At 60.4% G+C, this 15,190-nt stretch carries 15 protein-coding genes and 1 riboswitch; of the genes, 12 read left to right on the forward strand and 3 right to left on the reverse strand.

Annotation, left to right across the window (positions count from 1 at the left end; all coding sequences use genetic code 11):
* Nucleotides 1-10 precede the first annotated feature (10 nt).
* The 5 genes from ACMGF7_RS19555 to ACMGF7_RS19575 all read left to right on the forward strand — a co-directional run bounded on the left by ACMGF7_RS19555 (nucleotide 11) and on the right by ACMGF7_RS19575 (nucleotide 4,956).
* Complete coding sequence (locus tag ACMGF7_RS19555) at nucleotides 11-1,630, forward strand: ABC transporter substrate-binding protein (protein WP_176325900.1); 1,620 nt, start codon at nucleotides 11-13, stop codon at nucleotides 1,628-1,630.
* A 142-nt stretch (nucleotides 1,631-1,772) separates the two neighbouring features.
* Nucleotides 1,773-1,946: riboswitch (M-box (ykoK) riboswitch) on the forward strand.
* 75 nt (nucleotides 1,947-2,021) lie between these two features.
* Nucleotides 2,022-3,044: a magnesium transporter gene (locus ACMGF7_RS19560; RefSeq protein ID WP_048323604.1), complete on the forward strand. Its 1,023-nt coding sequence runs from the start codon at nucleotides 2,022-2,024 to the stop codon at nucleotides 3,042-3,044.
* Nucleotides 3,045-3,182: 138 nt separating this feature from the next.
* Nucleotides 3,183-3,266 carry a protein MgtS gene (mgtS, locus tag ACMGF7_RS19565; RefSeq protein ID WP_369803928.1) on the forward strand — a complete coding sequence of 28 codons (84 nt, stop codon included), beginning with the start codon at nucleotides 3,183-3,185 and terminating at the stop codon, nucleotides 3,264-3,266.
* 107 nt (nucleotides 3,267-3,373) lie between these two features.
* A complete protein-coding gene (locus ACMGF7_RS19570; RefSeq protein WP_004938106.1) occupies nucleotides 3,374-3,553 on the forward strand; it encodes a hypothetical protein in 180 nt (59 codons plus the stop codon).
* Nucleotides 3,554-3,579: 26 nt separating this feature from the next.
* Entirely contained in the window at nucleotides 3,580-4,956 is a 1,377-nt protein-coding gene (locus tag ACMGF7_RS19575) for a cation diffusion facilitator family transporter (RefSeq protein WP_273890382.1), read from the forward strand.
* On the opposite strand, the gene ACMGF7_RS19580 is transcribed toward ACMGF7_RS19575, so the two are convergent.
* A complete protein-coding gene (locus ACMGF7_RS19580; protein ID WP_273890383.1) occupies nucleotides 4,899-5,744 on the reverse strand; it encodes an inositol monophosphatase family protein in 846 nt (281 codons plus the stop codon). The genes ACMGF7_RS19575 and ACMGF7_RS19580 overlap by 58 nt on opposite strands.
* 316 nt (nucleotides 5,745-6,060) lie before the next feature.
* On the reverse strand, nucleotides 6,061-7,791 hold the full coding sequence (locus ACMGF7_RS19585) for an ABC-F family ATP-binding cassette domain-containing protein (RefSeq protein WP_197799164.1): 1,731 nt from the start codon (nucleotides 7,789-7,791) through the stop codon (nucleotides 6,061-6,063).
* Between the two features lie 449 nt (nucleotides 7,792-8,240).
* Here ACMGF7_RS19585 and ACMGF7_RS19590 point away from each other — a divergent pair, with 449 nt between their 5' ends.
* Entirely contained in the window at nucleotides 8,241-10,670 is a 2,430-nt protein-coding gene (locus ACMGF7_RS19590; protein WP_170310334.1) for a DUF3772 domain-containing protein, read from the forward strand.
* A gap of 48 nt (nucleotides 10,671-10,718) precedes the next feature.
* Here the strand turns inward: ACMGF7_RS19590 and ACMGF7_RS19595 are convergent, their stop codons facing one another.
* Complete coding sequence (locus ACMGF7_RS19595; protein ID WP_004938091.1) at nucleotides 10,719-10,901, reverse strand: hypothetical protein; 183 nt, start codon at nucleotides 10,899-10,901, stop codon at nucleotides 10,719-10,721.
* Between the two features lie 197 nt (nucleotides 10,902-11,098).
* On the opposite strand from ACMGF7_RS19595, the gene ACMGF7_RS19600 reads away from it, so the two are divergent.
* The 6 genes from ACMGF7_RS19600 to ACMGF7_RS19625 all read left to right on the forward strand — a co-directional run bounded on the left by ACMGF7_RS19600 (nucleotide 11,099) and on the right by ACMGF7_RS19625 (nucleotide 15,142).
* Nucleotides 11,099-11,206: an alpha/beta fold hydrolase gene (locus tag ACMGF7_RS19600; RefSeq protein WP_370531148.1), complete on the forward strand. Its 108-nt coding sequence runs from the start codon at nucleotides 11,099-11,101 to the stop codon at nucleotides 11,204-11,206.
* Nucleotides 11,207-11,261: 55 nt separating this feature from the next.
* The gene (locus ACMGF7_RS19605) at nucleotides 11,262-11,723 is read left to right on the forward strand and encodes a GNAT family N-acetyltransferase (protein WP_041922341.1); all 462 of its coding nucleotides are present in this window, start codon (nucleotides 11,262-11,264) and stop codon (nucleotides 11,721-11,723) included.
* 320 nt (nucleotides 11,724-12,043) lie between these two features.
* The gene (locus tag ACMGF7_RS19610) at nucleotides 12,044-13,486 is read left to right on the forward strand and encodes a sensor domain-containing diguanylate cyclase (RefSeq protein WP_015377933.1); all 1,443 of its coding nucleotides are present in this window, start codon (nucleotides 12,044-12,046) and stop codon (nucleotides 13,484-13,486) included.
* A 104-nt stretch (nucleotides 13,487-13,590) separates the two neighbouring features.
* Nucleotides 13,591-13,941, forward strand: coding sequence for a DUF1428 domain-containing protein (locus ACMGF7_RS19615; protein ID WP_004938082.1), 351 nt, complete (start codon nucleotides 13,591-13,593; stop codon nucleotides 13,939-13,941).
* A gap of 11 nt (nucleotides 13,942-13,952) precedes the next feature.
* Nucleotides 13,953-14,426 carry a VOC family protein gene (locus ACMGF7_RS19620; RefSeq protein WP_015377932.1) on the forward strand — a complete coding sequence of 158 codons (474 nt, stop codon included), beginning with the start codon at nucleotides 13,953-13,955 and terminating at the stop codon, nucleotides 14,424-14,426.
* 26 nt (nucleotides 14,427-14,452) lie between these two features.
* Nucleotides 14,453-15,142: a VIT1/CCC1 transporter family protein gene (locus tag ACMGF7_RS19625; RefSeq protein WP_015377931.1), complete on the forward strand. Its 690-nt coding sequence runs from the start codon at nucleotides 14,453-14,455 to the stop codon at nucleotides 15,140-15,142.
* Nucleotides 15,143-15,190: the final 48 nt, after the last annotated feature.

Raw genomic sequence — 15,190 nt, forward strand, 5'->3', positions numbered from 1 at the left:
GGATATCGACGTGAAATATTCATTTAATGGCAAGAAACTGGCTGGTTTAATCCTCCTGGCTTTTAATGCTACGGCTGCCCATGCCGCAGAGGTGCCGGCAGGCGTTAAACTGGCGGCGGTGCAAGAACTGGTGCGCGCCAACGGGTATGAACCGGCGACGCTGGATCCAAACCTGGCCGAAAGCAATGTGGAGTTCTACATCTTCAACGATCTGTTCGAAGGCTTGCTGCGCGTCGGAAAAGACGGTGAAGTGATCCCGGCACTGGCGCAGACGTGGGAGCATCAGGGCAACGTCTGGACTTTCCATCTGCGGCCGCAGGCCAAATGGTCGAACGGCGATCCGGTGACCGCCGACGATTTTGTATACAGCTGGCGGCGCCTCACCGATCCGAAAACCGCCTCGCCGTACGGCAGCTATCTGGCTTCGGCCTACGTGCTGAATGCGGCGGCGATCAACGCCGGCAGCAAATCGCCGAGCGAGCTGGGCGTCAAGGCGCTGGATGCGCACACTCTGCAGGTGACGCTGTCGGAGCCTAATTCCTATCTGCTCAAGCAACTGGTGCATTTCCCGGTTTTGCCGGTTAACCGCAAGGTGGTGGAGCAGTACGGCAAAAACTGGACGCAGCCGGCGCACTTTGTCGGCAACGGGGCGTTCCGCCTCAGCCAGTGGGTGGTGAACGAAAAGGTGGTGGTGGAACGTAACCCGCAGTATTGGGATAACGCCAATACCGTGCTCAACAAGGTCACCTTCTTGCCGATCCAGGGCTTCCCGGAAGTGGCGCGTTTTCGCGCCGGTGAGGTTGAATTGGGGTATACCACGCCGCCGGAGCTGTATCAGCAGCTGAAAAAAACGCTCGGCGAGCAACAGCTGGTGACCTATCCGCTGCTCTCCACCAGCTATTTCGCCTTCAACAACCGCCAGGCGCCGTTTAACGACGTGCGGGTGCGCCAGGCGCTGAACCTGGCGCTGGACAAAGAGATTATCGCCGGCAAAGTGTTGGGATACGGCCAGCAGCCGGCCTGGACCTTTACCCCAACCGGGGCGGGCGGTTATAGCCTGCAGCCCGGCGCCGCGGCCGGTTTGACGCCGGAACAACGCCACGCCCAGGCGAAGCAACTGCTGGCGCAGGCCGGTTTCAACGCCGAGCATCCGCTGCGCTTTACCGTGCTGTACAGCAATGACGCCACCATTAAGAAGATCGTCATCGCCGCCGCCGCCATGTGGAAAAAGAACCTCGGCGCAGAGGCCACCTTGCAAAGCCAGGAGCGCAAAGTCACGCTGGACAATATCAACCGCGGGCAGTACGGCGTGGCCTTTACTCGCTGGCTGGCGGATTACAACGATCCGTCTACTTTCCTGAACGTGTTCCGTTCCGACAGCAGCGAGAACAGCCCCAAATACCGCAATCCGGAGTACGATCGCATTCTGCATCAGGCGACGGCGGCGCCGACACCGCAGCAGGTGCAGCAGTATTTCCAGCAGGCCGAGGCGGTGCTGGCCGTCGATACGCCGGTCGCGCCGGTTTACTACGAAGCCAACGCCACGCTCATCAAACCTTACGTGAAGGGGATCGACTTTACTCGTCAGGGCGCCTTATACGATAAAAACGTCTACATTCTCGAACACTGAAAAATAAAAAACGGCTGATTTATATCAGCCGTTTTTATAAATGGCCGTTTAATTAATATTATCCTAAATACTCCATAAACGACGGGCAATCTTTTCTTCCCGCCGGATAAAACAACGCCTATACTGCGCCGGTAGTTTATATGCAGTATCTCGTTTGGCGAGGCTCCTATACAAACACAGGTTACTGATCTGACGACATCGAGAGATGCCCAAGGTTAAGACAGGCTTTATCGGATTAAGGTTCAGCCCAAAGTAACTTCCGAGCAACAACTCGGATACGTTGTATAGTGCTAAAACCTGGACGCGGAGATAGGCAGTCTGCACTCCCTCTGTGGTTACGCCCCTATGCGATTCGCTGTTGAAGTTCACAACAGAAATAGGGACTGACAAAATGATCAAGTCACATCAACACTCTTCTTCTCCGGCGCTGAACGCGACTGAAACTCTCGACGAGACTTCGGTCGCCGGTTATATGAACGCCGATTTTATTACCGTTCCCGCAACGATGACGGTCAATCATGCCCGGGAATATTTACTTTCACAGCTCAAAACGGACGAAATTCCCAGCCGGGTATTTATTACCGCGGACGATTATCATCTGCGCGGCACACTGTCGGTGAAAAAACTGTTGCAGTGCGAAGAACAGGATAAAGCCGTCGGTGTAATGATGGATTACAGCTATTTCCAGGTTTCACCCGACGATGACCGTAACGACGTGGCGCATCTGCTGGGCAAAGGCGGTTTGGACGTGGTGCCGGTGGTGGCCAATAACACGCTGGTCGGCGTACTGGGCGAGCGTGAGATCGCCCGGCTGGTCGAGGATGAAAACACCGAGGATGCACAACGCCAGGGCGCGAGCCTGCCGCTGGACAAGCCTTATCTGGAGACCAGCCCGTGGGCGCTGTGGCGCAAACGCTCGGTGTGGCTGCTGATGTTGTTCGTCGCTGAAGCCTACACCGGCAACGTGCTGAAAGCGTTTGAAGATCAGCTCGAAGCGGCGATTGCGCTGGCGTTCTTCATCCCGTTGCTGATCGGCACCGGCGGCAACAGCGGCACCCAGATCACCTCGACGCTGGTGCGCGCCATGGCGCTGGGCGAGGTCAGCCTGCGCAACCTGGGCGCGGTGATCCGCAAGGAGGTCACGACCTCGCTGCTGATCGCCGTCACCATCGGTCTGGCGGCCTGGGTGCGCGCCTGGATCATGGGCGTCGGCATGGAGGTGACGCTGGTGGTCAGCCTGTCGCTGGTGGCGATCACCGTGTGGAGCGCCATTGTTTCGTCGATCATCCCGATGCTGCTGAAACGTCTCGGCATCGATCCTGCCGTGGTGTCGGCGCCGTTTATCGCCACCTTTATCGATGGCACCGGCCTGATTATTTATTTCAAAATCGCCCAACACGTTTTGGGTATTTAAACCGCTCCGCCCGTAAAGGGCGGAAATGTGACAAGCCTGAGGAGGACGTTAAAAACCATGGATGCCGACCAACCCCGATATTTAACGCAAGGGGATTTTATCGATAACATTTAACCTGAGGACAAAATAATGGGAAACATGACTATTTTTATGGGGTTCCTGGCAATGATCAGCTCGTTGGGCCTGTTGGCGGCCTATATGAGCACCAAATGGGATGATTAATGAACGCTAAAGATCCGCCTAGATGCATCCTCCCCGTGATCGCTATTTATTATGGGGAGGATTTAGCGGCGCGCTGAACGCGCGGCCTGATACGGGAGTTGATAATAATGACGATTCTTATTCTGGGATTGCTCTACGCCATTTTAATGATTTCGGTGGGGGTGAATGAGATTTATTTTTATTCCACCGGAAAATCCAATTTTCTTACTAGCCTCATGCTGACTTTCTCTGGCAGTATGCTGCTGATCGCCTTTGTCTGGCAATTATCCTCTAAAGTAAAAAAATAAATCACCGTCCGAATGTGAGCAGCATCATGCAAAATGAAAAACAGGCCGTGGCCAGAAACTCGATGATCGCCAGCGGGTTGCTGGCCACGGGCAAATTCGTCGCCGGCATTTTTACCGGCAGTATCGGCCTGATATCCGAAGGGATCCACTCTTTCACCGATTTTATCGCCACCAGCATCACCTGGCTGGCGGTGCGCATCAGCGATAAACCCGCCGATGACGATCACCACTTCGGCCACGGCAAGGTGGAAAACCTGGCGGCGCTGTTCGAGGTGTTGCTGTTGCTCGGCGCCGCCGGTTGGATCGTCTACGAGGCGGGCAGCAGCCTGCTTGGGCAGCCGCATGAGATCGTCGCGGCGCCGGTGGTGATCGCGGTGCTGCTGATTTCCATCTGCGTCGATTTTTTCCGCGTGCGGGCGCTCAACCGCGTCGCCAGGGCGACCGACAGCGCGGCGCTGGAAGCGGATGCGCTGCATTTCTTCTCCGACATGCTTTCGTCCGGCGTGGTGCTGCTGGGCATGGTGTTTGTGCTGCTGGGCTTTGGCCGTGCGGACGCCATCGCCGCGCTGATCGTCGCCGGTTTTATCTTTGTCGCGGCAATCAAACTGGGTAAACGCTCCTTCGACTCGCTGATGGATGCCGCGCCGGCCGGAGCCACCGAGGCGATTCGCGCCACGCTGGACAGCTTCCCGGCGGTGCTGGCCTGCGACAGCGTGCGTATTCGCAACGCCGGCGCCGTACTTTTTGTCGAGATCACGGTGGCGGTGTGCCGCACCTTGCCGCTGGAGCGCATCGATGCGCTCAAGCGAGAAATCGTCGAACGACTGCGGGAGCAGTATGCCAAGGCGGAGTTTACCGTCATCGCGGTGCCGCAGACCCGCAGCGACGAAGACATGGCGACGCGCATTCGGGCGATCGCCGCCAATCACGGCGCGCAGGTGCAGAACGTCACCTTGCAGCAGTTGCCGACGCGCATGGCGATCGGCATGGATTTGGCTGTGCCGGCCAACGCCAGCGTGGCGCAGGCGCATGATATCGCCACGGAGATAGAAGGGATCCTGCGTCAGGCGATCGGCGAGGACACCGAGATAGAGACCCATCTGGAGCCGCAGACGCCGCACTGGCTGGCCAGCGAGGATGTTTCCGCCGCCGAGCTGGCCGATATCCGGCTGATTTTGCAGTCGGCGCTGGAGCAGGGGGATAAGGTGCAAGACGTGCACAACATCCGGGCGCGCAGAACCGACGGCGGCATCATCGTCAACTTCCACTGCCGGGTGTCGCCGGCGGTGACCATCGCCGCCGCGCACGATGCGGTCGATCGGGTCGAACGGCGGCTGCGCGCGCTTTATCCGGCCATCACGCGCGCGATAGGGCACGTCGAGCCGATCAAGCCCGGCGTTTGAATCAGCTCGGCCAACTGCGGGTAGAGCGCCGCGTTGGCCAGTAGCAGCGGGTTGCCGCGCCGCAGCCCGTTGTGGTGCATAAAGTCATTCGCCACGCCGCCGGCTTCGCGCGTCAGCACCAGCCCAGGCAGGCTGTCCCAGGCGTTCATATGCGGTTCGTAATAGCCTAGCAGGCGCCCGGCGGCCACCTGGGCGGTCATCAACGCGCCGGAGCCGCTGCGCACGAACATGCCGCCCGCCTGCAGCAGGCGACAGAGAAAACCGCTGAATTCCGCCGCCGAGGCGCGCGGTGATATCCCGACGCCCATCACGCCATCCGCGACGCTGCGCCCGGCATGCACGCCGATCGGTTCCCCGTTGAGGAAAGCGCCTTGGCCGCGGCAGGCGCGGAACATCTCGCGGTGGTTGGGATCGTAGACCACGCCGATCGTTGGCTCGCCGTCGATCACCACGCCTATCGCGATACACCAGGTATGCAGCCCGTTCAGGAAGCAGGCGGTGCCGTCAATCGGATCGACGACCCAAAGGCAGGCGGCGTTATCGCCGCTGCCGCCGCTCTCTTCGCCGAGAAACCCATCCAGGGGAAAGCGCCGGTTGATCATACGGCGGATCAGCGCCTCGACGCGGCGGTCGGCCTCGCTGACCACGTCCTGCAGGCCCTGTTTAAACTCGACGGCCAGACTTTGCCGGCGTTGGTAAAAGCTGAAGGCGAGATCGGCGGCGGCGCGGGCGATCTCACGCGCGAAGCGGTAGCGCGCCTCGATGTCCCGTGGAGAGAGTGATGTCATGGAGTGCCTGATAACGAAAAAAAGAATGGCAGTAGCCTGCCAGAGAATGATGAAAGTAATGTGTCGCTCAGCGCTGCGGATAACAAAAGCGCAGCGTGTCGCGCCTCAAGCCGGCGGCGGCACGCGGTTTTTGCAAAGAGGAAAAAACAGGCCGCCGGGCGGCCTTTATACCCTTGCTGGGTTGGCAGAGAGCACCGAATAAAAAACAAGGAAAATCAATTTATTGATTTTCGGCTGATCGCCACAAAGAGGGGAAAAACCACGCTTTTTCCCCTCTTTGTCAATAGCCTGACAGGCCGCCGGGCGGCCTGTGGGATTAGCCCAGATGCAACCGGGCGGTGATGTCGGCAATCTCGCGGCGCCAACGCGCCTGAAGCTCCGGTTTTTGATGCTTCGGTTTACGCGCCAGGTCGGCCTCCAGTTTGCTTTCGAGGGCAAACAGGGCGGTCAGCAACGCCTCTTCGCCTTCCAACTGCGGGTTTGGCGTCGGGGCGTCTGCGTTGGCCTCGTGCGCCGTCGGCAGAGCCGGCGTTTCACCCGCCAGGCGCTGGTACACCGGCGCGAGATCGTGCCACTCCTCCAGTTTTTGCTGGTCTATCAGCCAAAAGCGGTTGCAGCTCTGTTCGATCAGCATCCGATCGTGGGTGACCAGCATGACGGCGCCGGGGAATTGGCGCAGCGTTTCCGCCAGCTCCTCTTTGCCGGCCATATCCAGGTGGTTGGTGGGCTCGTCAAGCAACAGCAGCGAATGGTTGGCCAGCGTCAGGCCGACAAACAGCAACCGCGAACGCTCGCCGCCGCTCAGCGAACGGATCTGCTGATGGTGGCGCAGGTAAGGGAACCCGGCGCCGATCAGCGCCATTTTCCGCTGTTCCTCGGTCAGCGGCGCAAACTGCGCCAGCGCTTCGCTCAACGTGTCTTCATCGCGTAGCTGTTGCAGGCTCTGATCGTAATAGCCGATGCGCACGCGCGGATGGAACAGCGCCGGGCGCTGCGTTTGTTGCTGATACTCGCGCCACAGCAGGCGCAGCAGCGACGATTTGCCGCAGCCGTTGCGCCCGACGATGGCGATGCGATCGCCGCTTTTCACGCGCAGATGTTCCAGGCTGAACAGCACCGGCGCATCCGGCGCCGGGCGCACCGCCCAGTGCGGCAGCGCCAGCAGGCGATCGGCGTCCAGCGCTTCTCCCTGCAGCCGCAGCCGCCACGGGCTGCCGGCGGTCAGGGTGGTCTGTTCTTCCTTCAACCGATCGACGCGCTTCTCCATTTGCTTGGCCTTGCGCGCCAGATCTTCGTTGTCGTAGACCTTGCCCCAGGTCGCCAGGCGCTTGGCGCTTTTTTCCACCCGGTCGATTTCCTTTTGCTCAGCGTGGCGCCGCTGTTCGTCCGCGGCGTCCTGTTCCGCCAGCGCGGTGCGCGCCGCAGAGCAGGGCAAACGGAAGAACTGCAGCGTTTTGTCGCGCAGGATCCAGGTGCAGTTGGTTACCTGGTCGAGCAGGTAGCGATCGTGCGACACCAGCACGAAGCTGCCGGTCCAGTTACGCAAGAACTGTTCCAGCCACAGCAGCGTGGGCAGGTCCAGGTGGTTGCTGGGTTCGTCGAGCAGCAGCAGATCGGGTTGGCGGATCAGCGCGCGCGCCAACAGCAGCCGCGTATGCTGGCCGCCGCTGAGGGTGCCGGCGGTCAACGTCCAGCTCTCTGGTTCAAACCCCAGCTCGGCCAGTAGCGCTTCGCAGCGCCAGCGTTCGCTGAGGTGTTGGCCCGCAGGGAGCCGCGCCAGAACCGCATCCAGCAGGGTATTGGCGTGCAGCTCCGGCGGCAGATGCTGCTCAATGCGCGCCATCAGACATTGATGTGACAATGTCACCGTTCCGGTGTGCGCAGGCAGGTCGCCGCTGAGAATTTGCAGCAGGGTGCTTTTGCCGCAGCCGTTATCGCCGATCAAACCGATGCGGTCGCCTTTTTTCAGGCTGAAGGAAATCTCGCTCAGCAGGACGCCGAACGCGTTGTCGTAACCGACAGATTGTGCAGACAGTAATGTGCTCATTGCTTACTCAAGAGTTACAGGCATGACAATGCCTATCGTCAAATATTGCTGACGACAACCCGGTAAGCCGGAGGGAAGATCCTGGATTTAGTAAGCTTCGCTCAAGCTGGGTTATCGCAGCGCGATACCGGTAATGCTTGAGCGGCGACGATTACCAAAGAAGTGTGAGTGAAAAACCAATTCACACGTCAGCATAGTAAGTCTCCTTTTATTGGTTGCAGGTTAATCGGTGGCTGGATTATAGAGCGCTTCATGCCGTATCGCCAGTGTAAAAGCGCCTGAATTATCAGCAAGCTAAGGCGAGCGCGGGCGCGTGGCACACAATGGGAATAATTACTGTATTTCGGCCGACATTAAGCAGCTATTATAATTAGCGTTTATGGTTAAGCGACGGTTCATCCGCCGCCTGTTCGTCTGTCTATCAGATAATGATGCTGAGCACTGAATTTATGTTAAAGCCTCGCCCGTTCCTGCTGTTGTTATTATTGCTGTTGGGTATGCAACTGACGCCGTTCGCCGCCGTCGCCGCCACCCAGGATGATCCCGCCGCCGAAAGCGCGCCCGATCCCGCTACGCAGCTGAAAGCCGCGCAAAAGCAGTTGGACAGCATGAAGCAGCTGGTTTCCAAAGCGACGACCGACACCCAGCTCAGCAAACTGCGGTTGGCGACCGACGATCTGGTCGCCAGCATGGATAAATTGTCCGCCGATCTGCAGCCGGTGCAGGAAAAACTGCAGGCGCAGCTGGACGTGCTGGGGCCGGCCCCGGCGGCCGGCGCGCTGCCGGAAACCCCGGCCGTCGCCCAGCAGCGCAATGCGCTGAACAGCAGCAAGAAGCAGTTGGACGATGCGGTAAAACGCGCGCAGGCCATCAAGACCAGCGCCTTCGATCTGGGCCAGCAGATCAGCGATCTGCGTCGGGTGGCGTTCAAAACCCAGCTGGCGCTGAACACCGGCAGCATTTTGGGCGTCAAATTCTGGACGCCGGTGGTGCAGCCGTCAGCGGATGACGTGCAGCGGCTGGACCAGTTCAACGCCGAGATGAAAGCGGCCTGGGACGCCAGTTGGCAGGACGAATGGCGGTACGGCACGCTGGCGTTGCTGGCGCTGGCGGTGATCGTCTGGTCCTGGGGGCGCTATTTGTCCGAGCGTTTCCTCGCCTGGATCAGCATTCGCTTCCTGCCGGACGGGCGCCTGCGCCGCAGCTTTATGGCCATCATCACCGTGGCGGTGACGGTGATCACCACCTCGATTGCGCTGAACCTGCTGTATTACGTCTTTATCCGCGTGCAGCCGCTGCCGGTGATGCTGGAAGACTTCGCCGAAGGCTTTAACCGTCTGGGGATTTTCTGCGCGCTGATCGCCGGGTTGGGGCGTGCGGCGCTGTCGCTGAATCGCCCGTCGTGGCGTCTGGCTTCGCTGGACAATGAAGTGGCCGCCGGGCTGCGTTACTTCTCGCCGCTGCTGGCCGGTCTGGCGCTGGCGTTCGGCACCGTGGAGCTGATCAACAACGTCGTCAGCGCCTCATTGGCCACCACCATCTTCGGCAATGGCCTGGTGGCGGGGCTGATCGGCATGGTGCTGCTGGCGGCGCCGCTGCGCGGCCAGCGCATTCGTCGCCGTCTGGAGCAGCAGGGCGCGCACCTGGAAAAACGCACGCTGGTCGGCGGGCTGGTGCACATCGTCACCCTGGTGTGTTCGGTGGTGATCCTGCTTTCCCTGCTTATCGGCTACATCGCCTTCGCCCGTTTCCTGACCTACCAGCTGATCTGGGTGGTGCTGGTGCTGATGGCGTTCTACTTCATGGTGCTGTTCGCCACCGACCTGTGCGCCGCGCTGTTTTCGCCGCAGACCGTCAGCGGCAAGATGCTGAAGAAAACGCTCAGCTTCAAGGATCGCCATCTGGAGCAGATGTCGATCATCACCACCGCGCTGGCCAAATGTTCACTGTTGCTGTTGATGATTATCGCGTTGTTCAACGGCTCGTTCGGCAGCACCACGCCGGGCTCGCTGATGGAGAAAATCGTCTCCATCCTGACCGGCGAAGGGCTGCAGCGTTTCAACATCGTGCCCGGCAACCTGCTCAACGCCGTGATCTGCCTGGCGATCGGCATCTACATCCTGCGTGCGGTACGGCGCTGGCTTGGCTCTGAGCTGTTGCCGAAGACCATTTCGGACGTCGGCATCCGCGCCTCGCTGGTGACGCTGTTCAGCAATATCGGCTATGTGCTGGTGATTCTGATCACCCTGGCGGCGCTGGGCATCCAGTGGAGCAACCTGGCGTGGATCGTCAGCGCCCTGTCGGTCGGTATCGGTTTCGGTTTGCAGGAGATTGTGAAGAACTTTATTTCCGGCCTGATCCTGCTGACCGAACGCCCGGTGAAGGTCGGGGATATGATCGGCATCGGCGGCGTGGAGGGCGACGTGCGGCGCATCAACGTGCGCGCTACCGAAATCCAGCTCAGCGACCGTTCCACCATGATCGTACCGAACTCGCAGCTGATCTCTCAGAACGTGCGTAACGCCACCATGGGCAACGCGCAAGGCGTGGTGACCATCGCGTTGACGTTCCCGACCTCGATCGATCCGGAGCAGGTGCGCAATATCTTGCTCAGCGCCTATAACGAGTACGAAACCATTCTGGACACGCCGGCGCCTTACGTGCGCTTCAGCCAACTGGGGCCGGACGGCATTATCCTGAGCGTGACCGGCTATGTGCCGAGCCCGCGCATGGTCGGCGCCACCAAGAGCGAACTGCTGTTCAATATCCTCAAGCTGCTGCGCGCGCAGGAAGTGAGCCTGTCCAGCCCGCAGGAAGTGGTATTTATGAAGCAGCAGGCGACGCGATATCAGGCCAATGAAGAGGAGCACTCCTCCTAGTGCCGGTTTGAGGCGGCGGGCCGTTAAGCGACGGCCCGCCGAGCGCGGCTAGTACATCGATGGTTCCACCGATTGCGAGCAGTCGCTGTTGGCGCTGGATTTGGTGCAGGTGTAAGGTTCATTTGGCGATGCCGAAGGCGCATTCGATGGGCCGCCGCCTCCGCCGATACAACCGCTCAGCATCAACGTCAAAAACACGAGAATTATCTTCTTCATCTCACCGTCCTCCATTGCGATTCCTCCTTTAAGTATATGCCGGGAAAGCGAACGGCACCGCTTGCCGCTGCGAACTATACTCCCTGGATGCCGTATTGATGCTCAACCTCGGCGAATGAGGGGAGAAAGATGCAAATCGACGACGATTTGACCCGCTTTGCCGCGCAGGGCGCGCCGCTTACCTGAGCCACCGCATCCCCGGCGTTCGTCTGGTGACGCTGCCGGGGGGCAGCCACTTCGCGCCGCTGCAGCGGCCGGCGTTGTTCAACCGCGCGCTGCTGGATTTTCTCGCCGGTGTGATGCCGCCGCCTGCGCGTTGACGCTCGTTGTTCTATGCTGGAGGCGGGGCATTTTGGCATCATCGAAGAGGACATCATGAGCGAAAGCATCGTGGTCAGATCGTTGGAACAAAGGGATTACGCCGCCTGGCTGGCACTGTGGCAAGGGTATAACGCCTTTTACGGCCGGGAGGGGGCAACGGCGCTGCCGGATGAGGTGACACAGACCACCTGGCGGCGTTTTTTCGACGCCTATGAACCGATGTACGCGCTGGTCGCCGAGCATCAGGGGCAGGTCGTTGGATTAACGCACTATCTTCTGCACCGCAGCACCATTCAGCTGCAGCCCAACTGCTATCTGCAGGATCTGTTCACCGCAGAGGCGGTGCGCGGCAAAGGGGTGGCGAGGGCGCTGATCGCGGCGGTTTACGAGCGTGCGCAGCAGTTGGGGTTGCCGCGTGTGTATTGGAATACCCACGAAACCAACCAGATCGCCATGCGGCTGTACGACAAGGTGGCGGAGCGTCCCGGTTTTGTGATGTATCGCAAGGCGTTTTGACGCGGGATGAAAAAACAACCCCACATAGCCCAATCTTATTTTGCTTTTGAGGAAAAAGACGGCGGTTTTTACCGGTAACAGGCCAACTGGGGCGTGAAATGTTCAAAGTGAAGCGTCCGCTTTAGCCGTTTCTGTGCCAGGTATGCGGGTGTCGTCAATATATTGATACACAAATATATTTTTCCTAGATGAATAAACAGATGTCCGGGCCAGCAAAACTGGCAATAATAGGCGAGTCGGCCGCTTATCTTCTCCTCATCGTCGACGGTTGTGACACGAACAGATTGTCACCTTACGCAGCAGAAGTCTCTGGATCCAAGATGCAAACCACCTCGTTGTCCGATGCCCGGAAAATTTGGCCCGCACTCACCGTCTTTCTGTTGGTGTTCGCGGTTTGCCTGTTGGGCATCGTGAGCCGCCCCGTCGGATTTTTGGCGATATTCTGGCCGGTAAACGCCGTACTGCTGGCGTTTCTGGTGCGTCGCCCTCAGTGGGCCACGCGCGCCGGCTGGGGCATGGCGGTGCTGGGTTATCTGGCGGCGGACCTGCTGACCGGCAGTTCGCTGCAAAAGGCGCTGCTGCTGAACGCCGCCAATCTGACCGGCGTGGTGGTGGGGTATCTGCTGTACATGCGGCTGTCGCCGCCAGCGCGTATGCTGCAGCGTGGCGCCTCCAGCATGTACCTGTTCGGCATCTGCCTGGCCGCCGCCGCCGCGACCGGTTTGGTGGGCGCGGCGGCCTCGCAGTGGCTGTTCGGCAGGCCCTATTTGACCTCGCTGGCACTGTGGTTCTCATCCGAGTTCACCAACTACGTCACGCTGATGCCGTTTATTCTGGCGTTTCCCGCCGATTGGCGGCATCGCTTGCGCGCGGCCCGCAGCATAGTGACGCAGCGCAGCCAATGGCCGCGCGCGGGACGAAAACTGGCAGTATTGGCGCTGCTGGCGTTGGCGGCGATCTGCAGCGTGCTGATCGGCGGCCCCGGGGCGGTGATCTTTCCCATGCCGGTGCTGCTGTGGCTGGCGATGTCCTTTTCGCTGTTCTGCACCATGATTGCGGTGCTGATTTATGTGCTGTGGTGCCATCTGGCGATCGATTTCGGGTTGCTTAGCACGACGCTCGACATGCAGGTGTTGCAAAACGCGGTATCGATGCGTTTGGGCATCGCGCTGCTGGCGCTGGGGCCCATCGCCGTGGCCAGCATGAACTATGCGCGCAGCGCGCTGCTGCGCACGCTGGAGCATGTGGCGAACCACGATGCGCTGACCCACGTGCTGACGCGCAATGCGTTTATGCAGCGCGGCGAGCGGATGATTGACCAAAAGGGCGAGTTGGTATGCGTCATGATGCTTGATATTGATTACTTCAAATCGATCAATGATCGTTTCGGCCACGCCGGCGGCGATCAGGCGCTGATGGCCTTTACCCGTGCGATCGCCGCCGATTTGCGCGTCGATGATCTGTTCGGCCGCATGGGCGGCGAAGAGTTCGCTATCGTCTCGACGCTCGGCCAGCCACAGCAAGGGTTGCAGCTGGCTGAACGGCTGCGGCAACGCATTGAGGCGGAATCGATCACCATGCCGGCCGGCCATCCGCTGCAGATCACCGTCAGCATCGGCATGGTGACCTGCCCGGGCGGTTCCGGCCACAGCCTGGCCGACTTGCTCAAACTGGCGGATCTGGCGGTATACAAAGCGAAAAACGCCGGCCGTAACCGGGTCGCCACGCCGGACTCTGACCCACCGAACGATCCTGAGCGCTGAACTTCCGATCCGGGTTGCGCGCCCGCCGTCTAAACTGGTAGGGGGCGCAGGCAACGTCGCCCGCGCTGAACCGACTGTCCTTAATCAGACAAGAGGATACCAGGATGAAATACGTAGACGGTTTTGTGGTGGCGGTACCGGCCGCCAACAAGGAGGCTTATCACCGGTTGGCGGCCGCAGCGGCGCCGCTGTTCAAAGAGTTTGGCGCCACGCGCATCGTGGAGTGTTGGGGCGATGACGTGCCCGACGGCAAGCTCACCGACTTTCGCGGCGCGGTGAAGGCGCAAGAAGGTGAAGTGGTGGTGTTCAGCTGGATAGAGTACCCCTCCAAAGCGGTGCGCGACGCCGCCAACGAGAAAATGATGAACGATCCGCGCATGAAGGCGCTCGGTGAGATGCCGTTTGACGGCAAACGCATGATCTTTGGCGGGTTCGCGCCGATCCTCGATGCGTAAAGGAGGCGCAAATGGCCAGAATTACGCAACATCTGTGGTTTGAAAAGGACATGGAAGCGGCGCTGAATTGCTATGTCGCGCTGATCCCCGGTTCGTCCGTGAACTGGTTTTCCGACCTGCCGGCGGATACGCCGAGCGGCCCGGCCGGCAGCGTGAAACTGGCTTCTTTCACGCTGGGGGACCAGCGCTACGCGGCGATCGAAGCCGGGCCGCTGGATCCGTTCAACCACAGTTTCTCCGTGATGGTGGAATGTGACGATCAGGCGGAAGTCGACCGGCTGTGGGATGCCTTGAGCGAGGGCGGCGAGGCGGAGCAGTGCGGCTGGCTGCGCGATCGCTGGGGGCTGTGCTGGCAAATTGTGCCGCGGCGCCTGACGGAGTTGATGAACGATCCCGACGCCGCTCGTGTGCGGCGGGTCACGGAAGCGATGCTGCTGATGGGCAAAATCGACATCGCCGGGTTGGAAGCGGCGGCGCGGGGCTAGCGGTAAGAGAACGAAGGAGAGAAAGGATGCATCGAGAGCGGCACAGTATTGAACGCATCGGCTGGCTGCGGGCGGCGGTGCTCGGCGCCAACGACGGCATCGTTTCGACGGCCAGCCTGCTGCTGGGCGTGGCGGCGGCCAGCGCCGCGCATTCCGCGCTGATGATCGCCGGCGTCGCCGGGTGGGTGGCCGGGGCGATGTCGATGGCCACCGGTGAGTATGTGTCGGTCTCGTCGCAGGCGGATACCGAAAAGGCCGCGCTGGCGGAAGAGCAGGCGGAGTTGCTCGAAGACTATCCGGGGGAGTTTCGCGAACTGACGTCAATCTACGTGCATCGCGGGCTGGATCCGGCGCTGGCTCGGCAGGTGGCGGAAAAGCTCATGGCGCATGATGCGCTGGAGGCGCACGCGCGCGACGAGCTGGGCATTTCCTCCGTCACCCGCGCCCGGCCGCTGCAGGCCGCGTTGGCGTCGGCCCTCAGTTTCTCCCTCGGCGCGCTGCTGCCGCTGCTGGTGGCGCTGTGGGCACCGCTCGACTGGACGCGAGCGGCGCTGGTGGCGTCGGCGCTGATTTCTCTCGGCGTTCTCGGCGGCATCGCCGCGAAAACCGGCGGGGCGCCGATCTTGCCGGGCGTGGCGCGTATCCTGATCTGGAGCGCGCTGGCGATGGCGGTCTCCTCAGGCGTGGGCATGCTGTTTGGCGTGACGGCAGGCTAACGCCGCGTTTGCATCAATCTATTGCACCTCAAACTCAGAATTTATCAT

The organism is Serratia sp. BNK-17, from assembly GCF_048684935.1.
Taxonomy (GTDB): Bacteria; Pseudomonadota; Gammaproteobacteria; order Enterobacterales; family Enterobacteriaceae; genus Serratia; species Serratia nematodiphila.